The organism is Echinicola sp. 20G (assembly GCF_015533855.1).
Lineage (GTDB): Bacteria > Bacteroidota > Bacteroidia > Cytophagales > Cyclobacteriaceae > Echinicola.
The window spans coordinates 3,735,207-3,754,499 of the sequence record NZ_AP024154.1; the positions used below are offsets into that span (position 1 = coordinate 3,735,207).

Annotated in this window: 10 protein-coding genes; 6 read left to right on the plus strand and 4 right to left on the minus strand. The window is 39.6% G+C overall.

Translation table 11 applies throughout. The annotated features are described in order from the left end of the window. Nucleotides 1-144: 144 nt before the first annotated feature. Nucleotides 145-2,376 (plus strand): S9 family peptidase, encoded by a 2,232-nt coding sequence (locus tag JL001_RS15370; RefSeq protein ID WP_200977603.1) that lies wholly within the window; start codon nt 145-147, stop codon nt 2,374-2,376. Nucleotides 2,377-2,645: 269 nt separating this feature from the next. Next, a complete protein-coding gene (gene nagB / locus JL001_RS15375; protein ID WP_200977605.1) occupies nt 2,646-3,476 on the plus strand; it encodes a glucosamine-6-phosphate deaminase in 831 nt (276 codons plus the stop codon). 77 nt (nt 3,477-3,553) lie between these two features. On the opposite strand, the gene JL001_RS15380 is transcribed toward nagB, so the two are convergent. Next, nucleotides 3,554-5,239, minus strand: a complete 1,686-nt coding sequence (locus JL001_RS15380; RefSeq protein ID WP_200977607.1) for a DUF885 family protein — start codon at nt 5,237-5,239, stop codon at nt 3,554-3,556. A 320-nt stretch (nt 5,240-5,559) separates the two neighbouring features. Between JL001_RS15380 and JL001_RS15385 the strand changes: the two genes are divergently transcribed. Further along, nucleotides 5,560-5,862 (plus strand): hypothetical protein, encoded by a 303-nt coding sequence (locus JL001_RS15385; RefSeq protein WP_200977609.1) that lies wholly within the window; start codon nt 5,560-5,562, stop codon nt 5,860-5,862. Between the two features lie 58 nt (nt 5,863-5,920). Here the strand turns inward: JL001_RS15385 and JL001_RS15390 are convergent, their stop codons facing one another. The 3 genes from JL001_RS15390 to JL001_RS15400 all read right to left on the minus strand — a co-directional run bounded on the left by JL001_RS15390 (nt 5,921) and on the right by JL001_RS15400 (nt 12,544). Continuing rightward, on the minus strand, nt 5,921-6,295 hold the full coding sequence (locus JL001_RS15390) for a hypothetical protein (protein WP_200977611.1): 375 nt from the start codon (nt 6,293-6,295) through the stop codon (nt 5,921-5,923). Between the two features lie 357 nt (nt 6,296-6,652). Then, nucleotides 6,653-8,287 carry a beta-N-acetylhexosaminidase gene (locus JL001_RS15395; RefSeq protein WP_200977613.1) on the minus strand — a complete coding sequence of 545 codons (1,635 nt, stop codon included), beginning with the start codon at nt 8,285-8,287 and terminating at the stop codon, nt 6,653-6,655. A gap of 198 nt (nt 8,288-8,485) precedes the next feature. Beyond that, nucleotides 8,486-12,544 carry a two-component regulator propeller domain-containing protein gene (locus JL001_RS15400; protein WP_200977615.1) on the minus strand — a complete coding sequence of 1,353 codons (4,059 nt, stop codon included), beginning with the start codon at nt 12,542-12,544 and terminating at the stop codon, nt 8,486-8,488. A 244-nt stretch (nt 12,545-12,788) separates the two neighbouring features. Between JL001_RS15400 and JL001_RS15405 the strand changes: the two genes are divergently transcribed. From JL001_RS15405 to JL001_RS15415, 3 genes are all read left to right on the plus strand, one after another. Then, nucleotides 12,789-15,884: a TonB-dependent receptor gene (locus tag JL001_RS15405; RefSeq protein WP_236252836.1), complete on the plus strand. Its 3,096-nt coding sequence runs from the start codon at nt 12,789-12,791 to the stop codon at nt 15,882-15,884. An 11-nt stretch (nt 15,885-15,895) separates the two neighbouring features. Then, nucleotides 15,896-17,596: a RagB/SusD family nutrient uptake outer membrane protein gene (locus JL001_RS15410; RefSeq protein ID WP_200977617.1), complete on the plus strand. Its 1,701-nt coding sequence runs from the start codon at nt 15,896-15,898 to the stop codon at nt 17,594-17,596. A gap of 76 nt (nt 17,597-17,672) precedes the next feature. Further along, entirely contained in the window at nt 17,673-19,241 is a 1,569-nt protein-coding gene (locus tag JL001_RS15415) for a glycoside hydrolase (RefSeq protein ID WP_236252837.1), read from the plus strand. Nucleotides 19,242-19,293 lie beyond the last annotated feature (52 nt).

Genomic DNA, 19,293 nt, shown 5'->3' on the forward strand with positions numbered 1-19,293 from the left:
CCTGTATGACTGCCTCAGTGAATACTTCCTTAATTTAATTGTTTAAAATCCATTAAGTGGATATTTAAGAGTGATAATTATTGGGATAGGTTTCTTTTTGCTAAAAATGAAACTGATTTGAATTTAACTTTTAACCTTATTACAATGAACATAAAAATTGGTTTTGTTTACATATTGTTTGCACTGATTAGCTTTGGAGCCAAGGCGCAAGGGAAATTAGTGGATTACCAAAGGGCTGATTCCATTAAACAGGCTTTTGCGAAAGTATATCATTCTCCGAGCAGTTTTAATTGGATCAAGGATACTGAAAAATTTTGGTATCAGATGAAAACAGAGAAAGGAGAGGAGTACATGCAGGTCGTAGTTTCGGAGCGCCAAAAGCAGTCGCTATTTGATCAGGAAAGACTTGCCCTTCTACTTTCCAATGAATCGAATGATACTATTAAAGCGTATCAACTTCCCATCAGTAGAGTCCAATTGGAGGAAAAAGGCAAGCTGATGAAATTTCAAGCCAAAGGGTATCATTGGGAGTATGATTTGGAGGATGAAGTGCTTGTGAAGAAAGAAAAGGTGGAAACTAGAGGTGGTTATTGGGGGACGCGATGGAGCGATAGGGAAGGGGAACCAGTGGTTTCACCTGATAAAACAAAAGAAGCCTATATTCGTGAGCACAATGTTTGGGTTAAAGACTTAAGCAGCAAGGAAAGCACCCAATTAAGCTTTGATGGTTCGCCCGGGAATTATTATGCTGCCGATATTCAATGGTCACCAGATAGTGAAAAACTGGCTACCTATAGCGTTAGGCCTGCTGAGGTGAGGAAACTGACATTGCTTGAGTCTTCTCCTGAAGATCAATTGCAACCGAAGCTACAAACCAGAGATTATGTAAAACCGGGTGATGCCTTACCATTAAAAAGACCTGTTCTCTTCCATGTTATTGAAAGGAAAATTTTACCCATAAGTGATGAACTTATTCAAAACCATTTTAGCCTTAGTCGAATAATTTGGAGAGAAGATAGTAGGGCATTTACCTTTGAATATAATCAAAGGGGACATCAGATATATAGGGTGTTGGAAGTGAATGCAGCTTCCGGTTCTATCCGTCCACTGATTGAAGAGCAAAGTGAAACATTTATTGATTATAGTGGTAAGAAGTTCAGAATGGATCTGGAGGATGGTAAAGAGATCATTTGGTCTTCAGAGAGAGATGGTTGGAGGCATTTGTACCTGTATGATGGGGAATCTGGAACCGTTAAAAACCAAATAACCAAAGGTAATTGGGTGATCAGGGAAGTGATGCATGTGGATAAGGAAAAACGTCAAATCTATTTTCTGGCCAGCGGAATGAACAAAAAAGAAGACCCTTACCATCTACACCTCTGTAAAGTGGGGTTGGATGGACGAGGGTTCCAGCAAATTACAACAGAAGAAGCCAATCATAGCATTTCATTTTCAGATAACTTGACTTATTTTATTGATGTTTTTTCGACTCAGGACATGGCTCCTGTAGCCCAATTGAAAGAAGTATCCTCTGGCAAGATGCTGATGGAAATTGAGGAAGCAGACATCACTCAACTTGAGGCTGCAGGCTGGAAAGCTCCTGAGATTTTTTCGGCCAAAGGCAGAGATGGGAAGACAGACATTTGGGGGCTGATCATCAAACCAAGCAATTTTGACCCCAAAGAAAACTACCCTGTGATAGAGTATATTTATGCAGGCCCTCACAGTTCCTTTGTTCCAAAGTCTTTTGCTCCAAATTATAGAGGGTTGAATGAACTGGCAGAATTGGGCTTTATTGTAGTTCAAATTGATGGAATGGGAACCTCCAATCGCTCTAAGGCATTTCATGATGTTTGTTGGAAGAACCTTAAGGATGCTGGTTTTCCAGATCGGATTTTATGGATGCAGGAAGCCGCTAAGACCAGACCTTACATGGATTTGGATCGGGTAGGGATATTTGGCACTTCTGCAGGTGGTCAAAGTTCAACAGGAGCCTTATTGTTTCATCCAGAGTTTTATAAGGTGGCTGTATCTTCCTGCGGTTGTCATGATAATAGAATGGATAAAATTTGGTGGAATGAACAGTGGATGGGCTATCCTATTGGAAAGCATTATGAAGAATGTTCTAATGTGGTCAATGCCAAAAACCTGGAAGGAAAGTTGATGCTAATCGTTGGAGAGGTTGATGATAATGTTGACCCTTCCTCTACTTATCAACTGGTAAACCAGCTGATCAAACACGATAAAAATTTCGATTTTCTGATGGTGCCTGGCATGGGGCATAGTTCTGGTGGAGAATATGGAGAGCATAAAAGGAGGGATTTCTTCGTTAAGAATTTGATCGGAATAGATCCTCCGGCTTGGGAGGATTTTTAACGGATTATCGACCTTATAAAGATCAGTTATAAGACTGAAGAAGAATAAGCCCTTACAGCAAAATAATGCGTAAGGGCTTTTTTTTTCAAAATAGTAGATTAGTATGACTTATTTTACATTTCATTTTTCCGAAAGAAATTGAAATGATCATCTTGAATATTTTTGTATATTTAGATTCTAATAGGTAAAATATTTAATTAATGATTTTATATTAATTAGGTAATTAAGTAAGAAAAAAATAAGCTTTTTGGCATCTAAATATTAAATCAATGAGGCTTCTAATCCAGAATAACTATGATTTGCTCTCCAAATGGGTGGCGGATTATATTGCAGACAAAATCAAAAAACATCAGGAAAAGCATTCGAGGCCATTTGTCTTGGGTCTACCCACTGGCTCTTCACCAATAGGGACTTATCGGGAGTTAATAGCGCTTCATAAAAATGGACAATTGTCTTTTAAGAATGTCATTACTTTCAATATGGATGAATATGTTGATTTAGAAGAAACCCATCCGGAAAGTTATCATTCATTTATGTACCATCATTTCTTTGACCATATTGATATTCCTCGGGAAAATATCAATATCCTAGATGGTAACAGTGAAGATTTGGCCCTGGAGTGCAGCCAATATGAAGAGAAGATTAAAGCTGTTGGAGGAATAGACTTGTTCTTGGGAGGAATTGGGACAGATGGACACATTGCATTTAACGAACCAGGTTCCTCGCTTTCTTCCAGGACAAGAGTGAAGACCTTGAATACTGAAACCCGACAAGTGAATTCCAGGTTTTTTGAGAATGATATCAATAAAGTACCTAAGCTGGCCTTAACGGTTGGGGTTGGTACCGTGATGGATGCTAAAGAAGTGGTTGTGATTGTCAGTGGTCATCAAAAGGCCAGAGCATTGCACAAAGCAGTCGAGGGAGGTGTTTCCCATATGTGGACTTTAAGCGCTTTACAGCTACACAATAAGGCCATGATCGTATGTGACGAAGATGCGACCATCGATCTCAAAGTAGGAACTTATAAATACTTTAAGGATATAGAAAGAAACAATATAGAGCCAGAAAAAGGCAAGGAAGTAGATAAATATTTGCATTAAAGTAATTCCTTAAAAAATTAAGTATAATAGGGAGGTGACCAGTTTTAGGCTACCTCCCTTATTGCTTTCTCTGATTTTTAGTCTTTTAAAAACTTCCAGTTGGTTTGATGATTTTTGGATAAAGTCTCACCACTGATTCTTGCCCTGATCAGTTCAACGGGAATAGCATTTTGGGTCAAGATAAAATCGTGGAATTGTTTCTCCGTCATTTTTCCAGTATCTACCATTTCGGCTTTTAGAGCATAGAACTGAAAACCACCAATCATATAAGCTATTTGATAAAGTGGACCATAATTTCCTTCAAATGACCTTCTTACTTCAGCTTCCGCATTGGCATATTCATGGCCGACTTTATCAACCAAGAAGTCGATACATTCTTGCGGAGTCATGTTACCCAAATGGTAATTAAGCGAGAAAATGATTCTTGCACAGCGGTGCATTCTCCAAAAAAGCATTCCAACCCTGTCTTCCGCATTCCGAGGGAAATTTTTGTCCCAAAGGTTCAATTCCCAGTACAATGCCCATCCTTCCATCCAAAAAGGCGTGTAGAACATTCTCCGGTAAGGTTTGTGCCTTTGCATCATGAAATGTTGGAGATGGTGTCCCGGAATGAGCTCATGCTGTACTGTGGCACGGGAAAAATGAGGATTGTTTCCTCGCATGCTCATCATTTTGTCTTCTTGGTTCATTTCAGAAGTTGGGTACGAGATGATAATGGTTTCCCCACCCAGAAAGAATGGACTTACTTTCTGGCGTTCGGCTGACATCATCTTGGTTCTCCAAGTTTCTTTGGCCAATTCCGGGATGGTGATGAGATCATGTTTTTCAAAATAAGCTGTCGCCTCATTGGCCAATTCCACCACGTCACCTGGCCATTCGCCCTCTGGTACATAAGTGTTCTTGACATGCTCTAAGGCTGCTTTCCAATCATTTCCATAACCCAATTCATTGGAAGCTTTGAGCATTTCCTTTTCGCACCAAGCAAACTGCTTGTTGGCTTCATCAATCAATTCTTGGGCTGAATAGGGGATGAGTTCAAACTCCAATTGTTTCTTGATGGCTTCAGCACCAATTGGTTTTCCGATAATACCGCTACCATCGTCTTTGACAATGTCATTTTGGAAATGGTTCAATAAAGATTTACTATATTCATTAAGGGATTTTTCCAGTTCTTTCCAAGGTTGCTGAACCCACCAGGTGAAATCTGGATCATAATCATAATAAAAATCATAGGCTTCTTTCAAAGTTTCCTTGAGCTCCTTAATGGTACTGGAAGCTAATTCAGCTTTTTGCCAGCTGTCAAAAGGAGTTTCTTTGATGTTTTCCCATTTTAGCTGGATAGCTTTATTGGCTTCAGTAAATGATTTTGCAATTGCTTTGGCATCAGGTTTCTCAGCGGTTCTTCTGAATATGTAAAAAGCTTCCAGTTCTTTTGCAAAACTTTTTACATCCATTACCTCCTTAAATTCTTTGAACTCTTGCTGGTGGAAGTAAAGGTTTTTTTCTAAGTAGTTTTTGAAAGCTAAGTAGTCTATTTTTCCATCAGCACTCAGCTTTTGATAGTCCATGTTCTTTAGCTTTTCTAACCAGTTATGGTATAAAAGTTCGATGCGATCAAAATATTCCAAAGAGAGATTGTTGCTGTACTTTCTGTTTAAGGAGGACCGATCCGCTTGAAAACTTTCAATTGGCTCATACAGCTCACTGGCTTTTAGCAAAAAAGGCAAAAAAAGTATGACCAATGCAATTAGCAGTTTTTTCATTTTATGATTAGGCGTTTTAGAAGTAAAATTTTGTAAGGGGTATTTTTCAAAAGGTTACTAAACATATGATTATTTCCGTGTCCATACAAGTACTCCCATTATGAGCGGTAAGGCAAGAAAAAGCTCGGGCGAAAATAATGCTAAAATTAGCTCAGATTGCTATAAAATGACTGCTGGACTGTCTAGCAGATAGAAAAAAGGATGGGACATTTTTAAATGAATAGCCAGAAACTTAGTTATTTAAAATTTAAATGAAATTTTTTTAAGAAAATGAAAACAATATTAGTGATTTGGTGCTTACTATAGGAAACGAAACTAATATGATCAAAGGGACTTTTTTATTTTATGTATTTTTAAGTTTTCTCATTGGAGCTACCATTTGGAATCTTTTCGATATCAATCAAGAAGAAGCTTGGGAGAATGTTGTGAAATCTTATGATGTTTTTGAAGGAATGGACAAGGCAAGCGCCTTAACAATTATGGGAATTCCTGATAGCAAACTGCCAAATGAAAACGCTGATACCACTTACCATTATGCTACTCCAATTCAAGCTAAAAAGGGAATTGATATCTGTTTTGATTCCTTAGGGAGGGTGTTCAAAGTTGTTTATTATGAGAATTAGAATTTAAGTACTAGTGTTAAAAAATACTGGGAAACGGTAGTTTCCCAGTTGGAGTGTTTTACAGTAAAAAGCCGACTAGCTTGGCTTTACGTTTGAAAGGTTTGAGCTTCTTTTTGACGGTTTTTTTGTACTTTTTAAAATCATCTTCACCCAAAATATCCTTAAAGATTTTTGCATTATCCTCTTTAGCCATTTTGAATTTCATGGTCTTTTCTTCAGGAGTATCATTTCCTTTGGCAATATCAAAAAGATTGTCAACTGCACTTTTGTTGCTTTCCTTGAGTTTGTCCTTTTTATCAGCACTGATGTCCAAGTCATCAAAACTATTCATGGCGTTTAAAATTTCGCTTTTTTCTACTTCTTGAGCCAATAATTCTGGGCACCCAGTAAACATTGCTAATAAAAAAGGAATTAATATTGCAGCTTTTTTCATGGTAAATGTAGTTTGTTGGTGAGTTATTATTGTAATTTAAATAATTATTTGAATTAATTAAATATGTTTAAGCTTAAAAATATGACTTAGATGAAGTAGATCGAATTTTGTTGAAAAGGAATCTTTAATGAAAAGGTGACTGTTTATTCTATTAGAGACCTATAAAATGAAATGATTTTCAGGTCATAAATTGGTGCAACGACATCTGTATAATTGATGAAGCATTAGAAAAATTAAACAGTTTTTTGTGTTTAGTATTAAGCTGATGTGATGAAAAAGCCCCTAAAGCATGTAATAAAAAAAGCAAGGTATTACTGACTTTACCTTGCTTTAAAACATCGATTAATTTACTAGCTTTTACTCATCACCCAGTACAGGTGCATAGTTAATCCCTAACTTGTCCCAATGCTTTTGGATTCGCTGGAGTGACTTTTTAAAAGACTCAAAGTTCTTTTTTTCTGGCATGGTCCAATCAACTTCCGCAAAGGCTGCAATTCTAGGAAAGGTTTGATACTCTACCACTTCGTTGGTTGGTGCCCATTCTGTCCACATTTGACAACCAGAACCATATACATTTTTGTGATATTCGGGAGACAATCCCTCGGGAATAGGATCAAAATTATAAGCTTTCTCCAAAGAGATGCTTCTATAACTGTAATCCAAATAGGTGTTACTATGCAAAGAGTTAACAATTCCATATCCTTTTTCTGCCGCCTCAGTGGCCAGCTCCAGATTACCTTTCCAGAAGTGAACCACTACATTTTTGGCCAAAGCTGTTTCTGCTTCCATATCATCTTTTTTCTCTCCAAAATCTTGATGGATGTTACTTCCCATGATTTCATTCCAGCCCATCATGCGTCTCCCGTTTTCTTCGATATACTGTGAAATCTTATTGGTAAAGTTAATCTGTAGATCCGCAGGAGTTTTAATCCCTTGCGTCTTCATATATTCCTGGACATGGGGAGATTCTTCCCATACTTTATAGCCTACTTCATCTCCACCAATATGGATTACCTCTGAAGGAAAAAGCTCAAATAATTCGCTGAGGACATCCTTGGTAAACTCAATGACTTCTGGCTTGGTGACATCATAATTATCATAGTGCCTACCAAATTTGACAGGAACATCAATGTCCTTTCTAGCCGTACCAAGCCAAGTGTAGGCAGCTATGGCCGCACTGGAATGCCCTGGCATTTCGAATTCAGGTACAATGGTAATATTCCTTGCTGCGGCATAGGCAACAATATCTTTGATCTGATCTTGGGTATAAAATCCTCCATGGGCTTCTCCAGAAGTTTTTCCACTTTTCCAAGTGCCTATTTCCGAATCAGTTCTCTGTGAACCTATTTGAGTGAGTAGCGGATACTTTTTAATTTCAATTCGCCAGCCTGCATCATCAGTCAAGTGCCAGTGAAAGACATTCATTTTTAAAAGCGCCATTTGATCTAAAATGGTTTTGACAAATTCTTCTCCTTGAAAATACCTGGCTTCATCAAGCATATACGCTCGCCAGGAAAATCGCGGCTGGTCATCAATGATCACACCTGGTACTAGCCATTGGGTTTTGGAAGAAGACGCTGTTGAGTCTTGGGTAATTAGCTGTCTTAGAGTCTGGGTGCCATAAAACCAGCCTGCTTTTCCTGATGCCTTGATCACAATTTGCTCAGGACTAACCTCCAACTGATAGGCTTCATTGGGAAGATTTTCATTGGTTTCAAAACGAACTAGGGCATTTCCTGTTTCAGCAATCTCCAACGCTATCCCTGTTTCTTTCTGAATGTTTGAAGAGAGAAGTGTGGCAATTTCTTTTTGCGCACCATCTTTTACTATTATTTTCCCTCCATTTTCCAGCACCATTGAAGCTTGATTTACAGTGACTTTATTGGGTTTAGGAATGACGTTTAATTCCTGCTCAGTAAAAGTTCGGCCACTTTTCGTAGTGCAAGAAAATATCGAAAGTATTAAAAGAAAAAAGAGTAAGTTAAGTTTCATAGTTTATATTAATTGAAATGTTTTGTAATTTAAAAAATAAAAAATGGAAATAAAATGTAACTTAAATATTGTCTTTTATTGTTTTTAAACTGCATTCAAATATGCTGGGTTTCTAGAGATGACCGTGAATATTTTGAGAAGTGGTATAATACCAATGAAGGAAGTAATAATTAGTGCTTTACCTTAACATACTTCGTACTAAGATTTTACAATTTCCTGGTCATTTGGAATCTCAGATGGTAAATAGCCAAACTCTTCCTTAAAAAGTTTTCTGAAGTACTTGGGACTGCTAAAGCCCACTTCATAAGCCGCCTGGGCTACGCCAAGATTTTCAGTTTTGATTAAGTAGGCTGCCCGTTTTATTTTGACAGTTCGGACATATTGGTTGATGTTTTTTCCGGTCAGCGCTTTCAGTTTACGGAAGAGCGAGGTACGGCTCATGCCCATTAGTTGGGAGAGGGTGTCCACATCAGTTTGTTGTTCTGTCAACTGATCTAAAATATGGTTTTCCAAGCTTTTGAGAAATGCCTTTTCTTTGGATATGGCAAGTTTTTGAACTTCATTGAGTGCTTCCTGATCTTCTTGCTTACCTTGGTAGTAATCCCTTAAACGAACTTTTGCATCCAATAGATTCTTGATTCTTGACCTGAGGATCTGACCGTTGAAAGGTTTGGTGAGATATTCATCGGCTCCTTCCCCAAAACCACTGGTGATGCTTTCTACACTGTCTTTGGCAGAAAGCAGGATTACAGGAATATGGGTTGTTGCTTTTTGTCTCTTGAGAATCCCACAAAGGTCTATTCCATTTTTGACAGGCATCATAATGTCAGAAATTATAATGTCAGGAATATATTGAAGTGCTTTTTCCAAGCCTTCCTGTCCATCTGCGGCATGAATTAGGTCATATTCTTCTTCCAGCAAATGATCAAGGTAGGACAAAATCTGCGGATTGTCATCGATCAACAAGACCACCTGCTTTTCATCTTCCAGATCTAAATTGGATTTGGGAGAAGTCATTTCCTGTTTGTCCAGTTGGGGAGACCAAATAGTAGTGTTGATCAAGGCAGAGTCTTCTTCTTTTTCGACATCGGCTTCCAATTTTTGCAAAGGAAGCATCACAGAGAAAATGCAGCCCATATTCGCCTGGCTGACCAAAGATATTCTCCCTTGGTGATCTTCAACCAATCGTTTAGTGAGAGCAAGCCCAATGCCTGTTCCTTGTTGGGTATTAGTTGAGCCACTTTGATAGTACCAGTTGAATATGCGTTGTTGATTTTCGAGAGGAATCCCGGGTCCATTATCGCGAACAGTTATTTCATAATGTTCAGGGTGGGTTTGAATACTAATATTGACTTTATCGTTTGGCCTACAGTACTTCAAGGCATTGGAAAGTAGGTTATTGACAATGATATGAAGCTTTTCCAAGTCGATAGCTGCAACAAAATCTTCATCTGGAAATTGGGTTTTTAGTTCAATCTTTCTGTGCTGGGCTAGAGGCTGGTATTCCTCTACCCATTGTTTGAGTGGGCTTAGGATATAATGGTTTTTCAGCTGAAGTCTATTGAGATCCAACTCTGATTTTCTGAATTCCAATAGCTTATTGATCATTTCCAGTAGATATTGGGCATTTTTTTGGACCAATAACAATTCTTTGCGGTACGGGGCATTTTTCACTTCTAAAAGCAAGTCTTCTATAGGAGCCATAATTAGGGTAAGTGGAGTTTTTAGCTCATGGGAAAAGCCAGTAAAGAAGCGTGCCCTTTCCTCATTGAGTTCATGTTCCAGCGACCGTTGTTTCTTCTCAAATAACAGTGAGTTTTTTAGTTTCAAACGGTCAGCATAGTACTTCATTCCACCTACGACAAGCCCTGTCGCTACGATAAGGTAAATCAAGTAGGCAGGCCAAGTTTTCCAAAATGGGGGAGCAATGACAATGGCCATCTGGTTCTCGGCATAATGGTTAGCATTGCTACTGGCTCGAACTTTTAAGGTATAGTTACCCGGAGGAATATTGCTGAGATTTGCTGTCCCAATTTGACTGGTTTCGATCCATTGATTATGATAAGGTTCCAATTTATAGGCATAACTGATGTCATTGCCAGAGGGATATTTTAAAGCTACAAAATCCAATGAAACCAAAGATTGGTCATAATTTAAATTCAATTGCTTTAAATAGGGGATGTTGTCATTGATCAAAATTCCCGATTCTTGATTGCCAATGACCACTTCTTTATTCATTAATCGAAGGTCTGTGAAGATCAGAGGGTAATCGCTAGTCTGCTGGTGCAAGGCATCAGGAAAAAACACATTGATGCCTTTGTTGCCACCTAAATAGATTTTACCGTTTTTATCTGTGAGTGCTGCTCCAATGTTAAATTCACTTTGTTGAATATTATTATAGGCATTCAGGTTTCCTATCTCATTGGTAGTAGGGTCATAAAAGCTAACTCCACGAAAAGTACCCAACCAGATTTTACCATCTTTACCTTTGGTAATACTGTTAATGGTGTTGTTGCTGAGCCCATTTTCTTGGGAAAATACGGCCACAGTTTTATTTTTTGGATCAAGCCTGATCAATCCCTCGTATCTACTTCCCGCGAGAATTTCTCCGTTATCCAATTTTTCAATACTAAAAATTATATCTTCAGGAAAGCCAAAAACGGTAGATTCATTAAACTGTTCCTGCTCTCCAGTAAGGTAATTATAGCGGATGATACCATTCCCGAAAGTGGCAAGCCAAAGGTTTCCCAAGTCATCATCTACAATATCACGAATGTCTATTTTTCCAAGTTGTTTGACATAATCAAAATCATCAATAGGAGGGTGGTAACGATAGAGACCTCCTCGATTAGTCCCCACCCAAATTTGACCTCTTTGGTCTTCGAAAATTACCCTTACATCATTCCCTTTTTCTTGGCTTCCCTGTAAGTAATGTTTGAAATTACCCTGGGGTTCAATCAAGCGGTTTAGTCCACCTTGATAGGTGCCTGCCCAGACCCTGCCTTGACTGTCTTCGAGTATGGAAATGATATAATTATTGGAGAGGCTTTTAGGGGCATCCATTTGATGTTCATAATGTGTGATTTGACCTGAGGAGGGAAAATATTGGTCTAATCCACCTCCATCAGTACCCACCCAAATGCTTCCATTTCGACCAGAAGCCAAAGACCCAATGCGGTCATGGGAAATAGTTTCTTTGATGGATAAATTCCGTTGAATCAACTGTATGGGATCCCCACTAGGGTTGACCACATTGACACCTGTGCTGGTGCCCACCCACATATTGCCATCCCGAGCCAGTTTCAAGCAAGCAACGGTACGGTTAAAAACGCTGGTACCATCATTTCTGGGCAGGAACCAGTGGATGGAAAGTTGATGATGATTCAAAAGCTGCTTTGGGTCGATGATATTCAGGCCACCATTTCGTGTTCCTACCCAAAGCTGTCCAAGCTGGTCCTTTTCAAAGCAAAGAATATTGTCATCTGAAAGCCCTTGCTGTGGAGTGGATGCAGCCGAAACGTTCAAAGTGTCACCTTTGGTAGTGATGATTTGGATTCCTTTATTGCCTCCTACCCATAGGTTACCGTCTTCATCAGTGTATAGACTATTTATATTAGAGGCAATGGTATTTGATTTTACTGGGCGAAGACTTTTGTCTTTGTAATTGAGTTTATTCAAGCCTTTGTCAAAAGTGCCTATCCAAAGAATGGAGTCTCCTTGAAAAGCCAGAGAAGTCACTTGGTTAGAGGATAATGACAGCGAATCATTTGGGTGATGGGAGTAGGAGAAAAGGACTTTGTTTTGATTGATGATCTGCAATCCTCCCCAATAAATTCCCAATGCAGTGTTCCCATCTGGAGTGCTTGCAGTGCAGTTGACATTATTCTCTATGAGTCCAAATTCCTTTCCTTTAAGTTCAAACAAATCTGTTTTTGGATGGTAAATATTGAGCCCGCCTCCTGTAGATAAGAGCAATTGGTTGTCCTTGGTCAGTTGGATGTTTTGGATATAGTTATTTGCCGGTCCACTATTAGGCAATCGGTTATTTTTTCTGTAGTTGGTAAATTTTTGTCCATCATATCTGTTCAGCCCTTCCAAAGTGGCGATCCAAACGAATCCCAAGGAATCTTGCTCAATACTGTTAATATAATTATGTGACAATCCAACTTCCACATCCAGCAAGTAAAAAGTAAGTTGGTTTGAGCTAGGCAAAATTGTTTCTGCTCGATCTTCTTGAGCGAAAACTGTGGAAATCAAGTTAAAAATAATTAGGGCTATCAGGGGTAGTCTCATTGATCACAATCACGGTAATTGTTTACAAAAATGCCAATAAAATCCTAAATAAACATCATTTGGACATTTTGTACCCCTTGATTTGCTGATTTGTACCCCTGTTAAAATGTCAATTATTTGGAAAATTGCCTTAGAAGTTTCTATGATAGCATGATGCTGTTGAAGATGCTTTAATAAAATAAATTAATAACAATAAACCTAAAAAAACATGCCAACACGATTACAAGCCAGGGCATGGCTTTTTTGCATGTCATTAGTTTTTCTGATGCTGTGCACAGTGCCCGATGTTTTTGGTCAACAACAAATCAATGGCCAAGTATTGGATGAAAGTGGAAATGGACTGCCAGGCGCCTCAGTGCTTGTCATAGGAACTTCCAATGGAACCGTCACTGATCTGGACGGAAATTTCAAACTTACGATTTCTTCTGAAAATCCCGTTTTAAAAGTCTCATTTATAGGATACGAATCTCAGGAAATCAATGTGAATGGGAGAAGTTCTATTGAAGTAAATCTTCAGCCTGACATGCAATCTCTCAATGAAGTGGTTGTAGTAGGTTATGGGGAACAGAAGAAGGCAACTCTGACAGGGTCAGTCTCCCAAGTTGATGGTCGAGATCTTCAGAACAGCCCTCAACCAAACGTCTCAAATTCTTTAGCAGGTAGATTTTCTGGTATAATCGCCAATAACAGAGGTGGGGAACCAGGGTATGACGGTTCTAGTTTTAACATTCGTGGATTGGCCACCACGGGAAACAATGATGTGTTGGTGGTTATAGACGGAGTTCCCGGGCAGATTGGAGGTTTAGAGCGTTTGAATCCAAATGATATAGAAAGTGTTTCTGTCCTAAAAGATGCTTCTGCAGCGATCTACGGTTCGAGAGCAGCCAACGGAGTGATCTTAGTAACTACCAAAAGAGGCCAAGAAGGTAAACCAGTTATTTCCTACAGTTTTAACCAAGGTTTTTCATCACCAACAAGAATGCCAGAGATGGCTGATGCGGTGACCTATGGACAGATTAGAAATGAGATAGCTTATTACAATAATCCTGATGGAGGACTGAACCAAATTTACAGCGAGGAGCAATTGGCGCTTTTTGGGAATGGGTCAGATCCGTTAAACTACCCCAATACAGACTGGGCCGCAGCTGCATTGAACAATGTGGCAATGCAAAACCAGCATAATTTAAGCGTTAGGGGAGGTTCTGAATCAGTTAATTACTTTGTGTCTTTGGGTAAAACTGGACAAGATGGTCTATACAAGGACGGGGCAACCCGTTATGATCAATATAGTTTCCGAACTAACTTGGACGCAGACATTACTGACAGACTTACTGTAGGCCTTTCTTTAGCAGGTAGAAAAGAAAATCGTCAATTTCCTACATCTAGCGCCGGATCTATTTTTAGATCCATCTATCGTGCTTATCCAACTGTAGCTGCTGTTTATCCAAATGGATTGCCTTCCTCAGGCATTGAAAATAGCAATCCGGTGATGATGGCTACGGATGCTGGTGGGTTGACACAAAATCCAAAATACGTTTTTAATGGGATATTGAGGGGTAGCTATGAACTGCCATTCTTGGAAGGATTATCTGTGGATGGCTTCTTCTCTGTAGATGAAAGCTCCAATAGAAATAGAACTTTCAGCACCCCTTATACCCTTTATAATTACGATTCGGGTTCTGATTCTTACAATCCTGTAGTAGTAGGAGGTGGTCCTGACCAGCAGGCAACACTCTCTGAAGAGCACTATACCCAATCCATGATGGTATCCAATATCAAGCTGAACTTTAAGCAATATTTTGGAGATCATTTTGTGGATGCTTTTGTAGGTTATGAGCAAAGTGAGAATAGGACCCATACCATGGGAGCCTCAAGACTTCATTTCCCAACGACCGAGACACCTGAATTGTCCCAAGGGGGAGCGGCTGCTTCAGATTATGACAACTGGGGAAGTAGTTACAACTACACCAGAAAAAGTTACATAGGTCGAGTAGCCTATAACTTTCAGGAAAAGTACTTGGCTGAAGTACAGATGCGTATAGATGGATCCTCTAATTTCCCTGCTGGAGAAAGGTATGGTTTTTTCCCTTCACTATCTGCTGGTTACAGGATTTCTGAGGAGGGGTGGTTCCGTGAAAATGTAGGCTTTTTCGATGATTTAAAGTTTAGAGCCTCTTATGGTAAATTAGGAAACGATAATGTGGGCCAGTTCCAGTACTATGATAATTATTCCTTTAACAACCGCTATGTAATTGGTGATGAAGTAGTGACAGGAATTGATTTGACCAGACTAGGTAATCCGAATATTACTTGGGAAGTGGCCACTAAGACAGATATTGGTTTCAATGCGGTTTGGTTACAGAATTTTACTACTGAATTTATCTATTTCCAACAAGACAGGAGCAAGATCTTGACCACAAGAAATGCTTCTATTCCAGGAACTTCAGGTATTGTAAATCCTTATGATGGTGAAACATTAGTGCCGGCAGAAAACATCGGTGAAGTGAAAAGCAGAGGAATTGAAGCTACTTTGGGCTATGAAAATAGCAAAGGAGAGTTTAGTTATGGAGTGTCGGGTAACTTTACCTATGCCAAAAATGAATTGATATTTATCGATGAAGCTCCGGGCGTTTTGGATTACCAACGCCAAACGGGAAGACCTATGAACACTTATTTGCTATATAACGCCATAGGTATTTTCAGGACGCAAGAGGATTTGGACAATTATCCACATGTACCTGGGGCCCAAATCGGTGACCTTATTTATGAAGATTATGATGGAGATGGGGAAATCACTGCAGATGATATGACTCGCTCTCAGTATGGTAATATTCCACAAATTACTTTTGGGATGACCTTACATGCGGAATATCGAAACTTTGATTTTTCTGCAGTTATTTCGGGCCAAAGCCAGGTCAATCAATATGTACTTCCTGAATCAGGAACAGTAGGGAATTTTTACAGCAGTTGGGCAGATAATAGATGGAGCCCAAACAATCCAGATGGAACTTACCCAAGGGTAAGTGAAAGAGCTTCTTCGGCGGTAAGTGGTGGTCTTTACCGAAACAACTTTTGGTTAAACGATGCTACTTTTGCAAGGCTTAAGAACATACAGATTGGGTATAATGTACCTCAGAGCTTCTTGGACAAGTATTCTATTGGTAGCTTAAGGATTTATGCCAATGCTTTCAACTTACTGACAGTTACAGGAGTGAAAGATTATGATCCCGAGGGATCCAGTGAAAGTGGTCAGTTCTACCCACAGCAGAAGATCATTAACCTTGGTCTAAATATTCAATTTTAAAATCGGTCGACATGAAAAGTAACTATATCATCAAACCATTTATGGTCATAGCACTGATCGGTTCATTGCTGGTCGGTTGTAAAGAAGATTTCTTGGATATTGTCCCAACAGACAGGGTATCCGATGCATCTATATTATCAGATTCTACATTATTTGAAGCCTATGTCATCAACCGTTATTTGGGGGCTAGGCTAACCAATAAAGAGGGGGATTCCTATCAACCTGGCTTTGGTCGTGGCTTTGAATATGCCTTTTGGAGTTCATTAACCGATGAGTCCATTTACAACAATGATGACAACACTTGGTTTATCCAACAAGGTCAACTTTCTCCAGAAAATACAGGGATTGCAGGTACTTTTTGGGGTCGTTCTTACAGAAGTATCAGGGAGTGTAATTATGCACTTACTAATATCGGTGAACTCGATATGAGTCAAACCGGTAAAGATCGTTTGATTGCTGAACTGAAATTTATCCGTGCTTTCCGTTATCATGATTTGATCCGCAATTATGGTGATGTGGTGATGATGGGAGATAGAGTGCCAGAACTAGGAGAGGATTTTACGGATCCATCATTCTATGAAAAAACGGACAAGCAGGCAGCGATTGAGTATGTAGTAAATGAATTGGATGCCGCAGCCGCTGGTCTACCATTGGCTAATGATGGAACTTGGAAAGAAGGAAGGGCCACAAGAGGAGCAGCACTGGCCTTAAAAGCCAGATTATTATTATATGCTGCCAGCCCATTGTACACCGATGGTTCAAATGATATTCAGAAATGGCAAGCAGCTGCCAATGCGGCTAAAGCTGTGATGGATTTGCAACAATATAATCTTTACCAAGGTGGGTATAGCCAGTTGTTCTTAACTTCCAACAGTAATGAAGAAATCATTTTTGCCCGCTACTATAACATCAATGCCCGTCACACTGCACTTGAAATTGCCAATGGTCCCAATGGTTATGATGGATGGGGAGGTAATGTGCCTTTGCAGAATTTGGTGGATGATTATGAAATGATGGATGGAACATCCTTTAGCTGGGACAATGAGGAACAGGCCAGTGCCCCCTACGAGAATAGAGATCCTCGATTCTACGAAACTGTTTTATTCAATGGTGCTCCTTACCGAGACCGCGAAGTGGAAACTTTCCTTCCGGGAGGCAGGGACAGCCAAGATGGTCCTTCTAACTGGAATACCACCAAAAGTGGCTACTATTTGAGGAAATTTATCAATGAGGAACTGCCTATAAGAAACCCTTGGGAAGTGGCAGGAACACAAAACTGGATTTATTTCCGCTATGCTGAGGTGTTGTTGAACTATGCAGAAGCACAAAATGAGGCGGTAGGACCAGATGCTACCGTTTATGAAGCCATCAATACCATCAGAAGCCGTACAGGTGTAGAAATGCCAGCATTACCAGCAGGCCTGAGCCAGGATGAGATGAGGGAGAGAATTCGTCATGAAAGAAGAATTGAGTTGGCTTTCGAAGAACATCGTTTTTATGATGTAAGAAGATGGTTGATTGCTGATGAGACAGAAAACGAACCAGCTTATGGTATCACGATTACAAAAGCTGGAGATGGTTCTTTGACTTATGAAAGAAAAATTGCCTTGGAAGGAAAAAGCTTCTTGGACAGACATTATTGGCTGCCTATCCCAAGAGCTGAGATCCTTGCATCCGATAACCAGTTGGAGCAAAACCCAGGCTATAATTAATTTTTAAACAGTAAAAAGGGAAACCAAAAGGGTTTCCCTTTTTATAATATTATCTTAATGAAGAAAAGATTGTAACGTGGGAAAATTGAAGAGAAGTTTTTATGCTTGGATAGGATTACTTTGTTTAGTTGGATTTTCTTGTAATTCAGAAGGAAAAGAAAAACAGCCTGACGTAATACATGAACAGGCCACCCAAGTCAATGCAATAACCAGTACAAGCTATCAGACCATAGAACACTTTGGTGCTTCAGATGCTTGGTCTTGTCAATTTGTAGGTTTATGGCCTGAGCAAAAGAAAAGGGCCATTGCGGAATTGTTGTTCAGCCAACAGAATGATTCAAATGGACAGCCCAATGGAATTGGTTTGTCGCTATGGCGCTTTAATATAGGTGCAGGAAGCGCTGAGCAAGGGGGACAAAGTGGAATCAATGATGAATGGAGAAGGGCGGAATCATTCATGAACAGCGATGGAACGTATGATTGGGAGAAGCAAGCAGGTCAAGTTTGGTTTGCCCAAGCTGCGCAAGAGTTTGGAGTGGAAAACCTATTGGTGTTTCCTAATAGCCCTCCAGTATCCATGACTAGAACAGGAAAAGCCTATGCTGAAAATGGCCAGTCCAATTTGTCCTTTGAGAAGTATGATGCATTTGGAACCTATTTGGCCCAAGTCATCAAAGGCTTGCAAAATAAAGGACTAGAGGTGGATTATATCAGTCCTGTCAATGAACCTCAATGGGATTGGTCTGATGGAGGTCAAGAAGGTACTCCTTTTTGGAACAATGAAATTTCAGGAATAGTAAAGACTTTGGATAAAGCACTGACGGCTGAGGGCTTGGATACCAAAATTGATATTGCTGAAGCAGGCAAAATCAATTACCTGTACGAGCAAGCGGATAAAGAGGGTAGAGGTAATCAAATTGCGGATTTCTTTAATGAGTCATCTAATAATTATATTGGTGATTTAACCCATGTAGGAAATGCCATTTCTGCCCATAGCTATTTCACCACTTCTCCCTATGAGGCAGCTGTGAAGCAGAGAGCTCAGGTCAAATCTGCCATGAATTCTCTGGAGGGGAGACATTTTTGGATGAGTGAATACTGCATTTTAGGTGACAATGCTGGAGAGATCAATGGTTCAGGTAGGGATTTGGGAATTGATCCGGCACTTTATATGGCCAGGGTAATTCATAATGACCTTACGGTCGCTCAGGCCACGGCATGGCACTGGTGGCTGGGAGTCTCTCCTTATGACTATAAAGATGGTCTGGTGTATATTGATTATCAGAAAGCAGATGGCAACTATTACGAAAGTAAAATGCTTTGGGCTCTTGGTAACTATAGCCGATTTATAAGGCCTGGGTATAAGCGAGTAGGAGTGACCATAGATGACAAAGAAGGTCAATCCCCTGAACTTTTGGTATCTGCTTATCAGCATCCCGAAGGAGAAGATGTGGTTTATGTAATAATCAATTCAGCCAATAAGGAAGTAGAAGTGAATTTGTCATTGGATGGATCTGAAATTTCTAATACCACCTCATACCTTACCAGCAAAGACAAGGATTTGACCCCAGTAGATTTAGTCGATGAAAGCTCAGCGCTTGCTATCCCCGCTAGGTCAATCCTCACAGTGATTACAAAACCATAAAACTCAAAAATAAACCGTGATAACCTATACTAGGATTTTAACCTTTTTATGT

Bases quoted from the DNA above. Each gene is read 5' to 3' on its own strand.
- JL001_RS15370 (WP_200977603.1), top strand. From the start codon at position 145: ATGAACATAAAAATTGGTTTTGTTTACATATTGTTTGCACTGATTAGC.
- nagB (WP_200977605.1), top strand. From the start codon at position 2,646: ATGAGGCTTCTAATCCAGAATAACTATGATTTGCTCTCCAAATGGGTG.
- JL001_RS15380 (WP_200977607.1), bottom strand. From the start codon at position 5,239: ATGAAAAAACTGCTAATTGCATTGGTCATACTTTTTTTGCCTTTTTTG.
- JL001_RS15385 (WP_200977609.1), top strand. From the start codon at position 5,560: ATGATCAAAGGGACTTTTTTATTTTATGTATTTTTAAGTTTTCTCATT.
- JL001_RS15390 (WP_200977611.1), bottom strand. From the start codon at position 6,295: ATGAAAAAAGCTGCAATATTAATTCCTTTTTTATTAGCAATGTTTACT.
- JL001_RS15395 (WP_200977613.1), bottom strand. From the start codon at position 8,287: ATGAAACTTAACTTACTCTTTTTTCTTTTAATACTTTCGATATTTTCT.
- JL001_RS15405 (WP_236252836.1), top strand. From the start codon at position 12,789: ATGCCAACACGATTACAAGCCAGGGCATGGCTTTTTTGCATGTCATTA.
- JL001_RS15410 (WP_200977617.1), top strand. From the start codon at position 15,896: ATGAAAAGTAACTATATCATCAAACCATTTATGGTCATAGCACTGATC.